This is a genomic window from Streptomyces javensis (genome assembly GCF_039525925.1).
Taxonomy (GTDB): Bacteria; Actinomycetota; Actinomycetes; order Streptomycetales; family Streptomycetaceae; genus Streptomyces; species Streptomyces asiaticus.
Genome location: NZ_BAAAIF010000011.1, coordinates 105,233 through 117,101 on the forward strand (window position 1 = coordinate 105,233; position 11,869 = coordinate 117,101).

Annotated in this window: 10 protein-coding genes; 4 read left to right on the forward strand and 6 right to left on the reverse strand. The window is 72.6% G+C overall.

Annotated elements, in window-relative coordinates:
• Positions 1-62: 62 nt before the first annotated feature.
• Together ABD329_RS13160 and ABD329_RS13165 are read right to left on the reverse strand one after the other, a co-directional pair.
• Positions 63-1,082 carry a Gfo/Idh/MocA family oxidoreductase gene (locus tag ABD329_RS13160; RefSeq protein WP_344316375.1) on the reverse strand — a complete coding sequence of 340 codons (1,020 nt, stop codon included), beginning with the start codon at positions 1,080-1,082 and terminating at the stop codon, positions 63-65.
• Positions 1,083-1,147: 65 nt separating this feature from the next.
• On the reverse strand, positions 1,148-1,930 hold the full coding sequence (locus ABD329_RS13165) for a TIM barrel protein (RefSeq protein WP_198276079.1): 783 nt from the start codon (positions 1,928-1,930) through the stop codon (positions 1,148-1,150).
• A 259-nt stretch (positions 1,931-2,189) separates the two neighbouring features.
• Here ABD329_RS13165 and ABD329_RS13170 point away from each other — a divergent pair, with 259 nt between their 5' ends.
• Complete coding sequence (locus ABD329_RS13170) at positions 2,190-3,215, forward strand: LacI family DNA-binding transcriptional regulator (protein WP_198276078.1); 1,026 nt, start codon at positions 2,190-2,192, stop codon at positions 3,213-3,215.
• Between the two features lie 45 nt (positions 3,216-3,260).
• Here the strand turns inward: ABD329_RS13170 and ABD329_RS13175 are convergent, their stop codons facing one another.
• Complete coding sequence (locus ABD329_RS13175) at positions 3,261-3,956, reverse strand: type 1 glutamine amidotransferase domain-containing protein (protein ID WP_198276077.1); 696 nt, start codon at positions 3,954-3,956, stop codon at positions 3,261-3,263.
• 205 nt (positions 3,957-4,161) lie between these two features.
• Here ABD329_RS13175 and ABD329_RS13180 point away from each other — a divergent pair, with 205 nt between their 5' ends.
• Positions 4,162-5,118 carry a LysR family transcriptional regulator gene (locus tag ABD329_RS13180; RefSeq protein ID WP_198276076.1) on the forward strand — a complete coding sequence of 319 codons (957 nt, stop codon included), beginning with the start codon at positions 4,162-4,164 and terminating at the stop codon, positions 5,116-5,118.
• A gap of 32 nt (positions 5,119-5,150) precedes the next feature.
• Here ABD329_RS13180 and ABD329_RS13185 read toward each other — a convergent pair whose 3' ends face one another.
• Complete coding sequence (locus ABD329_RS13185) at positions 5,151-5,876, reverse strand: response regulator transcription factor (protein WP_425574325.1); 726 nt, start codon at positions 5,874-5,876, stop codon at positions 5,151-5,153.
• Positions 5,869-7,119, reverse strand: a complete 1,251-nt coding sequence (locus tag ABD329_RS13190; RefSeq protein WP_198276074.1) for a sensor histidine kinase — start codon at positions 7,117-7,119, stop codon at positions 5,869-5,871. The genes ABD329_RS13185 and ABD329_RS13190 overlap by 8 nt, the downstream gene beginning before the upstream one ends.
• Before the next feature lie 262 nt (positions 7,120-7,381).
• Between ABD329_RS13190 and ABD329_RS13195 the strand changes: the two genes are divergently transcribed.
• Positions 7,382-9,841 (forward strand): ABC transporter permease, encoded by a 2,460-nt coding sequence (locus tag ABD329_RS13195; protein WP_306420093.1) that lies wholly within the window; start codon positions 7,382-7,384, stop codon positions 9,839-9,841.
• Positions 9,842-9,882: 41 nt separating this feature from the next.
• Here the strand turns inward: ABD329_RS13195 and ABD329_RS13200 are convergent, their stop codons facing one another.
• Entirely contained in the window at positions 9,883-11,016 is a 1,134-nt protein-coding gene (locus ABD329_RS13200; protein ID WP_198276072.1) for an FAD-dependent oxidoreductase, read from the reverse strand.
• 86 nt (positions 11,017-11,102) lie between these two features.
• On the opposite strand from ABD329_RS13200, the gene ABD329_RS13205 reads away from it, so the two are divergent.
• A complete protein-coding gene (locus ABD329_RS13205) occupies positions 11,103-11,852 on the forward strand; it encodes a TetR/AcrR family transcriptional regulator (protein ID WP_198276071.1) in 750 nt (249 codons plus the stop codon).
• Positions 11,853-11,869: the final 17 nt, after the last annotated feature.

Here is an 11,869-nt window from a genome sequence, read left to right on the forward strand (position 1 = left end):
CGCAGGCCAGCCGCGTCCTATATAGCCCGAATATAACGCCTCGAGAGCCGGTGGGCGGACCACTACGCGATGTCACCGACGCGGACCGGACCGCCGATGGTGACCGACCGGATGGCCGCGAGCGCGACGGACAGGGCGGCGCGGGCGTCCTGTCCGGTGGCGGAGGGGGTACGGCCGGTGCGCACGCACTCGGTGAAGTCGGCGAGTTCGGCCACGTAGGCGTCGCGGAAGAGATCCTGGTCGTAGGTGACGCATTCGGCGGCGGTGCCGTCCGGTCCGTAGGCGGTCAGATGGCTGCGGCGGATGTCGCCCATGGTGAGCATCCCCGCCGAGCCGAAGACCTCGCCGCGCACGTCGTACCCGTACACCGCCTGGAAGTTCGCCTCGGCGGTGGCGAGGGCGCCGTTGTCGAAGCGGATGGTGACCACGGCGGTGTCGAGCAGTCCGCGGTCCTTGAAGTCGGGGCGGACCAGGGCGTCGGCGAACGCGAAGACCTCGACCGGTACGGCGCCGGGGTTGAGATAGCGCAGGGTGTCGAAGTCGTGGATGAGCGTCTCCAGGAAGATCGTCCACGGCGGGATACGACCCGGGTCGGCCAGCTTGGGGTCGCGGGTGAGCGAGCGCAGCAGCTGCGGGGTGCCGATGACGCCCGCGCGGACCTTCTCGTGGGCGGCGTGGAAGCCGCTGTCATAGCGGCGGTTGAAGCCCACCTGGAGGGGGACACCGGCGTCGGCCGCGGCGGCGATGGCGCGGTCCGCCTCCTCGAGGGTGACGGCCATGGGCTTCTCGCAGTAGACGGCCTTGCCCGCCCGGGCCGCGGCCTCGACCAGCCCGGCGTGGGTGCGGGCCGGGGTGGCGATGACCACCGCCTCGACCCCGGGGTCGGCGAGCAGCTCGGCTATCTCGGTGTACGCCGTGGCACCGCCGAGCCGGTCGCCGAGCGCCCGGGCGGCACCGGGGGCCGGGTCGGCGACGACGGCGAGGCGGACGCCGGGGAGGCGGCGGGCGAGCGTCTCGGCGTGGAAGGAGCCCATGCGTCCGGCGCCGATGAGGCCGATGGGGAGGGGGTGCGGTGTGGTCATGCGGATGCTCCGTGGGGTCGGTGTGGGCGCGCTTCAGCGATCAGGGCTGGACGCGCGGGCGATCTTCAGCGGGTGAAGGCGGAGCGGAAGCGCTCCAGGGCGCGGTCGCTGTCACCGGAGGCCCACGCCTCCATGGCGACGGTGCCCTCGTAGCCGAGTTCGGTGAGGGTTCGGGCGAGGGCCGGGTAGTTGATCTCTCCCGTTCCGGGCTCGCGGCGGCCGGGTACGTCGGCCACCTGGATCTCGCCGATCAGACCCCGGCCGTGGGCCCGGCGGACGAGCTCGATCAGGTTTCCCTCGCCGATCTGCGCGTGGTACAGATCCAGGTTCATCCGCAGCCCCGGCCGGTCCACGGCCTCGACCAGGGCCAGGGTGTCGGCGGCCGTCGCGAACGGCACACCGGGGTGGTCCACCGCGGTGTTCAGGTTCTCCAGGGTGAAGGTGACCCCGGCGCGCTCGCCCAGCTCGGCGAGGCGAGTGAGGGTGCGGTGGGTGGCGATCCACATCGGGCCGGTGGCCTCGCCCGCCACCGGCGCCACCGGCAGGCCCTCGCCGTCCAGCCCGGTGCCGTGCAGATTCAGCCGGGGACAGCCGAGCTGATGGGCCACCTTGACCGACTCCTCGGCGGTGCGCAGGAGTTCGGCCGCCCCGTCCTCGTCCGTGAGGCTGCCGCGGAGGTAGCCGGTCATGGAGGAGAACACCGCGCCGGTCCGCTCGAGGGCGGTCGGATCGTGTCGGCTCCAGTCCCAGATCTCGACCTGGAAACCGGCGTCGTGGATGCGCCGCGCCCGTTCCTGGATCGGCAGATCCCGGAAGACCATCTCGGCGCAGACCGCCAATGTGTACATCGCCACTGCTCGCCCTCTCTGCGGACCCGGCAACAATGCGACTAGAACGTTCCCGTCACTAGAACGTTCTAGGGGCGAGCAGCAGTACGCCAGCCGCCGCCCACCCCTGTCAAGGGCGGGCGGCGGAATCGCTAGAACGTTATAGAAGCGGGGAGCGTACCGGCCGGACCCTGGGCTACGATCGTCGCGCCCGGAGGCGAAACCCCGCCGGGAGGCGAAACCCCGACCGAAGACGACGCCCCGACCAGGGAGACCAGTGGTGCCACCGACGCCGGCCGTCCCCCATGGGAAGCGCCCGACCCTCGCGGACGTGGCGGCGCGGGCCGGCGTCTCCACGGCGCTGGTCTCCATCGTGATGCGGGACGCCAAGGGCGCCGGTGCCGCCACCCGTGAGCGGGTCCTCCGGGCGGCACAGGAGATCGGCTACCGGCCGGACGCCCGGGCCCGGCTGCTGCGCAGCCACCGGTCCCATCTCCTCGGGGTGCAGTTCGGCCTTCAGCACCCCTTCCACGCCGATCTGCTGGAGGGCATCTACGCGGTGGCCGAGCCCGCCGGGTACCAGATCGCGCTGAGCGCCGTGGCCGCCGGGCGTGGTGAGCAGCGGGCCACCGACACCCTGCTCGCCGATCGCTGCGAGGCCCTGATCCTGCTCGGCCCGCAGGCCCCGGCCGCGCGGCTGGCCGAACTCGCCGCGCAGCTCCCGGTGGTCTCCGTGGCCCGTCGGCTGCGCGGGTCCGCCCCGGGTGTGGAGGTGGTGCGGACCGCCGATGACGAGGGCGCCCGCCAGGCCGTGGACCACCTGGTGGCCCTCGGCCACCGCGACATCGCCCATATCGACGGCGGCAGAGCCCCCGGCGCCGCCGACCGGCGCCGCGGCTATCGCACCGCCATGAGCCGCCACGGCCTGGCCGACCGCGTCCGCGTCCTGCCCGGCGGCCTCACCGAGGAGGACGGCGCCGCGGGCGCCAGCGCCCTCCTCGACGCCGCTCCCCGGCCCACCGCCGTCCTCGCCTTCAACGACCGCTCCGCCACCGGCGTTCTGGACACTCTCCTGCGCGCCCGGGTCCCCGTCCCCGACGAGATCTCCGTCATCGGTTTCGACGACAGCCACTTGGCGCGCCTGGCCCATATCAACCTCACCACCGTCGGCCAGGACGTCCCCCGCCTCGCCGAACTCGCCGTCGGCCGGGCCATCGCCCGCCTGGAGGGAGAGCGGATCCCCGAGGGGGAGGCCGTGGTCGCCCCCCATCTCGTCATCCGGGGCACCACGGCCGAGCCCGCCTGAGGCGCGAGTGGAGGGTCGAGAGACCAGCCGAGCTCAGGGCCGAGGTCAGCCGAGCTTCTTGAGCAGTTCCTCGGCGAGCGGGCCGGAGGAGGCCGGGTTCTGGCCGGTGATGACGTTGCGGTCGACCTCCACATGCGGTGCGAAGGGGTCGCCGACCCGCACCGTCAGACCCGCCTCGGTCAGCCGGTCCTGCAACAGCCACTTGGCCTTGTCGGCGTTGCCGGCCATCTTCTCCTCCTCATTGGTGAAGGCGGTGATCCGGTAGCCCGCGTACGCGTGGGTGCCGTCCTCCGTGACCGCCGCCAACAGCGCCGCCGGGCCGTGGCAGACCACGCTCACCGGCATGCCGCCGCGCAGCGCGAGGGTGAGGATCCTGCCCGAGTCGGCGTCGACCGCGAGGTCCTCCATGGGGCCGTGGCCACCGGGTACATGGACGGCGTCGTAGTCGTCCAGCGTTACGTCGCTCAGCGCTACGGGGGCGCGGAACTCGGCGGCGTTCTCGGCGACGCTCCTCACCTTGGCGGCGTTCTCCGGGCCGCCGTTGACGTCGGGGCTGAGGCTGGCGGAGTCCACGGGCGGGACGACGCCGCCGGGGGTGGCCACGGTGATCTCGTGGCCCGCGGCCTTGAGCGCCTCATAGGGGACCACGGCCTCGTCGGCCCAGTAGCCGGTGGGGTGCTTCGTACCGTCGGCCAGTGTCCACTGGTCGGCACCGGTCATCACAAACAGGATCTTGGCCATGCTCACTCCTCGACGCGATCACGTGCTGTGAGTGTGATCGCTGGATTCTCCCGGGGCGTCGTCGCCGCCCCGATGTGGCGCCGCCGTCCTGGCGGCGTGCTCGAAGGTAGATCCACTGGGCATCGGAATGCCAATAGATCGCTCGATCGACGGCATCGGGTTTCCGATGGCGGGAAAGACGGTGTGCCTCTCTATGCTGGGCCGCATGGAGGACCGGACACACCAGGACGGCGACATCGTCATCGGCGGCGGGGCGCCCGCGCAACCCGCCGATCTGAATCTGCTGCGCACCTTCCTGGCCGTCTACCGCTCCGGCTCGTTCACCGCCGCGGCGCCGCTGCTCGGGCTCTCCCAGCCGACCGTCACCGCCCAGATCCGCGCCCTGGAGCAGCAGACCGGACGCGCGTTGTTCACCCGGCTCCCGCGCGGCGCCGAGCCCACCCACCTCGCCCATGACCTGGCCGGACACATCGCCGGGCCACTCGACGCGCTCGCCTCCCTCGGCGGCCGGAACACCGTGCTCACCGGCCGCACCACCCCCGTCCACCTGGCCGGGCCGGCCGAGTTGCTGTGCGCCCGCGCCCTGCCCGCGCTCGCCCCGCTGGTGGCCGAGGGGGTACGGCTGCGGATCACGATGGGGCTGACCGATCCGCTGCTGGACGCGCTGCGCGCGGGACACCACGACCTCGTGATCTCCACCAGACGCCCCGGCGGCCGCACGCTGACCTCGCTCCCGCTGGCCGACGAGGACTATGTGCTGGTCGCCTCGCCGAGCTGGGCCCGGCGCGTCGGGGAGCGCCTGGCGGCCGACGGGCCGTGTGCGGCCGTCCGTGACGTACCGCTGATCACCTACGCGGAGGACCTCCCCATCGCCCGCCGGTACTGGCGCAATGTCTTCGGCAAGCGGCTCACCGCCGAGGCCGCGGTGACCGTGCCGGATCTGCGCGGGGCCGTGTCGGCCGTCGCCGCGGGCGCCGGTTACAGCGTGCTCCCCCGTTATCTGTGCCAGGACGAACTCTCCTCCGGTGGACTCGTCCCGCTCCATGAGCCCGAAGAGCCGCCGCTCAACACGCTCTTCCTCGTACAGCGGCCGGGCGCCGACGCCAATCCGGACGTCGCCCGGGTCCGGGAGCGGCTTCAGCACGCCGCCCGCACCTGGTAGCGCGCACAACGGCGGGGACACCCGCCGGGCGGTCAGCGTCCGCCGTTCGGCGAGGGCTCGTCCACCATGCCGTGCTCCCAGGCCCAGGCCGCGATCTCGACGCGGTTACGGGCGGCCAGCTTGCGCTGGACGTTGCCGAGGTGGGTCTTGACGGTGGACAGGGTGACATGGAGCTCCGCGGCCACCTCCTCGTTGGTACGGCCGCGGGCTACCCGCCTGACCACCTCGATCTCACGCTGGGTCAGCGGCTCGATCAGATCCTTGGGTCCGCTCCTCCCCCGGCGGGCCGGGCGGGTCTCGGAGGGGACCGGCCGGTCGCGCTGGGGTGCCATGTGCGCGAGCAGGCGGACGGTCACCGACGGGGAGATCAGCGAGTTGCCCGACGCCGCGGCCCGTACCGCCTCGGTGAGCAGCCCGGGTGCGCCGTCCTTGAGCAGAAAGCCGCACGCGCCGTTGCGCAGCGCCCGGTAGACGTATTCGTCGAGGTCGAAGGTGGTCGCGATGAGGACGTTGAGGGGATCCGGCACATCGGGTCCGGCGAGGAGCCGGGTGGCCTCGAGACCGTCCAGCTCGGGCATGCGGATGTCCAGGAGGCAGACATCGGGCCGCAGAGAGCGGGCCTGCTCGACCGCCTCGACGCCGTTCGCCGCCTGGGCGACGACCCGCATGTCCGGCTGGGAGTCGAGAATCATGCGGAAGGCGGCCCGGACCATCTCCTGGTCGTCGGCGATGAGTACCTGGATCGTCATGTCAGGCATGATCGCAGGCGATCGTCTCCTCAGTGGCCGTCTTGTCCAGTGGCAGGACCGCCAGGACGTGCCAGCCTCCGCCGTCCCGTGGCCCTGCTGTGAGGTGCCCGTTGACCTCCTCGACCCGTTCGGCGAGCCCCACGAGACCGTAGCCGCCCCCCTCGACCGGCCGTTCGGCGGCGGATGAGGCGCCACCCCGCCCGTCGTCGACGACCGACACCTCCAGCCCCTCCCGGTCGCCGGGCCGGACACCGACCCGCACCTCCACCCGGCCGACCCCGGTGGCGTGTTTGCGGACGTTGGTCAGGGACTCCTGCACCACGCGGTGGACCGTGGTGGCGATACCGGGCGGCAGCGGCCGGTCGGCGAGTTCCGGGGCGAGGATCAGCTCGGCGACCGGCCCCACCCCGGAGAACTCCTCGGTGAGGGCACGCAGATCACGCAGCCCGCGCGGACCGCGCGGACCCGCCGGATCGCCCGTGGGCCGGGTCGTGGCGGAGGCGGTGGCGTGGTCCCGCAGGCTGGTGACCATGGCGCGCATCGACCCGAGCGCCTGGGATCCGGCCCGCTCGATCTGGGCGAGCATCCGGTCCAGGTCCTCAGGGGACTGGGTGTGTCCGGCCGCGGCGGTGAAGCGCGCGGCCTTGGTCTGCGCGACGATCGCCGTCACGTGGTGGGCCACGAAGTCGTGCAACTCCCGTGCGTGCTCCAGGCGTTGGGCCTGCCGGATGGCCTCGCGCTCCCGCTCCCGCAGCGTGTCGTACAGACGCAGACACAGCCCCACCACCACCATGAACGGCACGGCGCAGACCGCGATGACGCTGATCAGTTCCTTGAGGTGGTCGTCCCACAGCTCGATCCGCAGCGGAAGGACCACGGCGGCGCCGGAGGACACCGCGACAAGACCGGCCGCTCGCAGCGGCGGGCAGCGCCGCACCGCGCGGGTGCTGAGCAGCAGCAGCGCACCCAGTTCCACCATGCCCGGGGTGTTCGGGGGACGCTCGGACAGCCGCGCTTCCACCCCGGTCAGCACGCACGAGACGACCGCCGCACCGAGGGCGTAGCGCGCGAAGAGGCGTTCCGGCACGGTGACCGCGGCCAGGCACAGCATCCCCGACACCATCGTCGCCGCGGCCATCGCCGGATGCGGCGCGTTCAGCCCCTCCAGGACCACGAGGACGGCCAGAGCGGCGCCGACCAGGCCCTGTCGGAGGTGCCGGAAGCGGAATCGGGACCGGAAATCGGAGATCATGGCAGGTCACGCTACGGTCCGGCCGCCGCCGCCACATCAGACTTTCGGCCGAGGAAACCGGGGAGGGGACACGGCCCGCTTCGGCATTCCGGTGGATCCGCCGCGCCACGTCCTCGCGAAGGATGGCATCCGGGGCGACCGGAGAGCGCTCGAGCCCGATGCGCCGCGCCCCTTCCGACCGCCACCCCGCCAGCTCTTCCGAAGGCCATCGATGTTCCGCACCGCCCTGCGCACCCTCCGATCCCATCGGCTCCGTTTCGCGATGCCCACCCTCGCCGTCGTGCTCGGCGTGGCCTTCGTGACCGGTTCGCTGCTCTACGGCGACTCCGTCAGAGCGGCCGTGAACCGCGCCCGGTCCAACTCCCAGCCCGACGCCTCCGTCTCGATCACCGCGGACCCCGCCGCGCCACACCGGCTCGATGACACGCTGCTGCGGCGGCTGCGGGCGCTGCCGTCGGCGGCCGCGGCGCGCGGTGTGGTGGAGGGCCGCTCCTTCCTCGTCGGCTCCGACGGCACTCTGGTCGGCGATCTGGTCCAGGCCGCGGGCGTCAACTACGTGCCCGACGGCAGCGGCAAGGACGTCCGCTATCCGCTCACCGAGGGCCGCGGCCCCCGTGGCGCCACCGAGATCGCCGTCGACCGGCGGACCGCCGAGCGGGCCGGGTACCGGGTCGGCGCCCGGGTGCGCATCGTCGTGGCCGGTACGGCCCTCGACGCACGGCTGGTCGGCGTCTTCACCGCCCACGACAGCCGGGTAGACTCCGGTGGCACGCTCACCGCCTTCGACACCGCCACCGCGCAACGGCACTTCGCCCCCGCGCCGAAGGGCTACTCGGCCATCACACTGACCGCTGCCGAGGGCACAACGGACGCCCAACTCGCCCAGCGTGCACAGAAGTTGCTGCCTTCCGGGCTGCGGGCGGTCACCCGCGCGGATCTGGAGTCCGGTGCGGTCCCCGGCGGGGACGCGGACAAGCTCACCACACTGCTGCTCGGCTTCGCCGGGGTCGCCCTGTTCGTCTCCACCTTCCTGGTGGCCAACACCTTCACCATGCTCAGCGCCGCCCGTGCCCGGGAACACGCGCTGCTGCGGGCGGTCGGCGCCACCACGAACCATGTGATGCGCATGGTCCTGACCGAGGCCGCCGTGGTCGGCACGGTCGCCTCGGCCATCGGCTACGGTCTTGGCGTCGGCGCCGCGCATCTGCTGGGCAGCCTGTTCGACGCCGCCGGAGCGGGGAGCGCCACCGTGCCCGCGTTGTCCGCCGAACCGCTGCTCGCGGCCTTCGCCGTGGGCATCGGTGTCACCGTCCTCGCGGCCTACGTCCCGGCCCGCCGGGCGGCTGCCGTACCGCCGGTGGCGGCGCTGCGGACCGTCCAGCCGTCCACCGCCGCCTCACTGCGCCGCCGCAACACCATCGGGCTGATCACCACCGCGTGCGGCGCGCTGCTGATCGCCGCCGCCGTCGGCGAGCCGAACCTCCTCTTCGGCGCCGCGCCCCTGCTGCTGGTCGGCCTGATCGTCCTCACCCCGCTGCTCGCGCTCGGCCTCACCGGGTTGCTGCGCTCCCCGCTGACCCGGCTGGCGGGCGTCCGGGGCAAGCTGGCGGTGGAGAACGCCCGCCGCAATCCACGGCGTACGGCGGCCACCGCGACCACCCTGATGGTCGGTCTGGCGATGGTCACCGCCGTCACCGTGGCCGTCACCTCGGTGAACCGCTTCGACGAGCGGGAGGCCGACCGCTCCATGGCCTCGGACCTGCGCATCACGGCCGTCGACTTCGGCGAGGTGGGCGAGGGCACGGCGGACCGGGTGGCGCGGCTCGCCGACGCCGAGGCCGTCACGCCCGTCATCCCCGCCTACTTCGACCTCGCCGACAAGACCCCGCTCTCGGTCACCGCGGTGGACCCCGCCGCGGTGGAACGCGCCGCGTCGCTCACCATCCGCGAGGGGTCGCTGGACCGCCTCGGCCAGGGCATCGCCGTCACGGAGGAGTTGGCCGCCGCCCACGGCTGGCGGCTCGGCTCCCGTGTCACCGGCACCTTCACCCGTGCGAGCGGGCGTACGCCGGGCGCCAAGGCCGATCTGCCCGTCGTCGCGATCTACGACGGCCCCGAGAATGTGACCCCCGCCCTCGTCTCCCGGCGCGCCCTGCCACGTCCGGTCGGCGCCGAGGACCGGCCGAGCATCGACTCGGTCCTGGTCAAGGCCGCCCCCGGCCGCACCGCCGCGCTCCAGCAGAAGATCCGGCGCGCCCTGGACAACCCGGCGCTGCTCGTCCAGGACCGCGCCGATGCCCGGGCCGCCGCCACCGCGCGGTCCGCGCCGTTCCTGAACATCATGTACGCCATGCTCAGCGTCACCGTGCTGATCGGCGCCCTCGGGGTCGTCAACACCATGGGCATGGCCGTCTTCGAGCGGGTGCGGGAGATCGGGCTTCTGCGCGCCATCGGCCTGGACCGCGGTGGCGTCGGATCCGTGCTGCGCCTGGAGTCGGTGACCATCTCCCTCTTCGGCTCCGCGCTCGGTGTCGTCGCCGGTACGGCCATCGGCGCGGCGGCCGTACTCGGCCAGGAGTCCGTTCCGCTCGTCATCCCCTGGGACCGGACGGCCCTCTTCTTCCTCGCGAGCGCGGCGATCGGTGTACTGGCCTCGCTCTGGCCGGGGCGGCAGGCCGCGCGCATCCCGATGCTGGAGGCCATCGGCGCGGACACCGAGTGAGGGGTTCCGCCGCGAACGCTCCCGAAACCCGCCAATAGTTCCTATGTCGGATCGGGTCGTTCCGGGTTCGGGACGAAGGCGGGTAGCGCGGCGAGGCTGTGGCGCACGGCCTCGCCGCCGTACTCGAACATCTGCCGCTCGTAGTCGCCGACCGCGCCGAGGAGGTCCTGGCGGCGCTCGACGGCCCCGATCAGGTGGCGGCGCAGCAGATCGGCATCGCGCAGGGCGGTGTTCGCGCCGTTGCCGCCGGTCGGGGAGGTGGCGTGGATGGCGTCTCCGAGCAGCGTGACCGGGCCGGGCGCCCAGCGCTCGCGGGGCTCGACCACCCGGATGGACAGCAGGGTGCTGTTGTCCGGGTCGGCCTGCTCGATGAGCGCCCGCAGGTCCGGATGCCAGCCCTCCGTCCTGGACAGTACGGCCTCCTGCGCGGTCGGGGCGCCGAGCGAGCCGTTCGGCGGCAGGAGCATGGCCCAGCGCACGTAGTCGCCGATATCGGGGAGGGTCACCTCGGGTGCCAGTTCCTCGGCCGCCCGCTTCGGCGGGGTACGGAAACGCATCGCGCCGAGCATCAGGCTCACCCCGTCCCCGGCGATCTTCGAGCCGAAGGCCGGCGCCAGGGTGGCGAAGCGCTCGGTCAGCGGCGTGCGGCCGATGACGAACCGGGCGCCGGTGTCGGTCGCGGTGGTCCGCGGCGAGAGCACCGCGCGGACGGCGGAGCCGATCCCGTCCGCCCCGACGAGGAGGTCGGCGGTGGCCGGGTCGCCGTGCGCGAACCGGGCTTCGACCTTGCCGTCGTCCAGCACGTCGTAGCCGGTCAGCGCGGCCCCGGTGCGCACGGTGAGTCCGGTCAGCAGCAGGTGCCGCAGCACCTGCCGGTCGATCACGATCCCGGTCCTGCCGGGGCCGAGCTCGCCGATCCGGTTCAGCCGCGGGTCCAGGATCAGCCGCTCGGCATGGGCGTCACCGACGATCGCGTCCAGCAGCGGGTGCCAGCGCGGCGGCAGACAGCCACGCAGCGCCTCGAACCCCACCGGGCTCAGCAGGAGCCGGTAGCCCTGGAACCGCGCGGTGATCGCCGGGTCCCGCTCGTACACGACGGCCTCGATCCCGGCACGACGCAGACCCTGCGCCAGGCACAGACCTCCCAGACCGGCTCCGACCACGGAAACTCGCATCACACACCCTTCAACGAACTTAGTTCTGCACGGCGAACTAAGGTCTACTTGGCGAACTTAGATCGTGTCAAGCTATAGTGAGCGGCATGCCCTCCGATCCCCGGCAACGCCGAGCAGCTCGTCACGCCCAGCCCGCTGGGGAGCCCGCGGCGGCGGCGCCGCGCAAGAAGCCCATCACCGTCGACCGGATCACCGACGCCGCCCTGGAGGTCGTGGCCACCGAGGGCTACGACGCGCTGACCATCCGCCGGGTCGCCGCGGTGCTCGGCACCGGGCCGTCGTCGCTGTACGCGCACATCGTCAGCAAAGAGGACATCGACGATCTGCTCGTCGGCCGGCTCTGCTCCGAGGTCGTACTGCCCGAACCGGACCCGGACACGTGGCGCGAGCAGGTCCTCGACGTGTACGCGCAGCTCCGCGACCAGTACCTGAAATACCCCGGAGTCTCCCGTGCCGCGCTGGGCGTGGTCCCGACCAACCTCTCCACGTTGCGGGTCAGGGAAGGGCTTTTGGCGATCCTGCTCGCCGGTGGAATCGAACCGCGGAGCGCCGCCTGGGTGCTCGATGCCCTGTCCCTCTACGTCAGCGCCTACACCTTGGAGCAGTCACTGGTCCAGCAGCGGCGCAGACACCCGGACCAGGAGTGGGTCCTTGGCCGCGAGGAGCTGATCCGCCGGTTCACCGCGCTGCCGGCCGACACGTTTCCGCAGACCCGACGCCATGCCGCTGAACTGACCTCCGGCACCGGACACGACCGGTTCGAGTTCACCCTCGGCCTGATCATGGACAACCTCACCCAGCTCCAGGCCGTCCCCCGAGGTGACAGGGCTCGCTGAGCGGCCAGATCGGGCTG

Bases quoted from the DNA above. Each gene is read 5' to 3' on its own strand.
- ABD329_RS13190 (WP_198276074.1), bottom strand. From the start codon at position 7,119: ATGATCTCCGATTTCCGGTCCCGATTCCGCTTCCGGCACCTCCGACAG.
- ABD329_RS13185 (WP_425574325.1), bottom strand. From the start codon at position 5,876: ATGCCTGACATGACGATCCAGGTACTCATCGCCGACGACCAGGAGATG.
- ABD329_RS13195 (WP_306420093.1), top strand. From the start codon at position 7,382: ATGCCCACCCTCGCCGTCGTGCTCGGCGTGGCCTTCGTGACCGGTTCG.
- ABD329_RS13200 (WP_198276072.1), bottom strand. From the start codon at position 11,016: ATGCGAGTTTCCGTGGTCGGAGCCGGTCTGGGAGGTCTGTGCCTGGCG.
- ABD329_RS13175 (WP_198276077.1), bottom strand. From the start codon at position 3,956: ATGGCCAAGATCCTGTTTGTGATGACCGGTGCCGACCAGTGGACACTG.
- ABD329_RS13180 (WP_198276076.1), top strand. From the start codon at position 4,162: ATGGAGGACCGGACACACCAGGACGGCGACATCGTCATCGGCGGCGGG.
- ABD329_RS13165 (WP_198276079.1), bottom strand. From the start codon at position 1,930: ATGTACACATTGGCGGTCTGCGCCGAGATGGTCTTCCGGGATCTGCCG.
- ABD329_RS13160 (WP_344316375.1), bottom strand. From the start codon at position 1,082: ATGACCACACCGCACCCCCTCCCCATCGGCCTCATCGGCGCCGGACGC.
- ABD329_RS13205 (WP_198276071.1), top strand. From the start codon at position 11,103: ATGCCCTCCGATCCCCGGCAACGCCGAGCAGCTCGTCACGCCCAGCCC.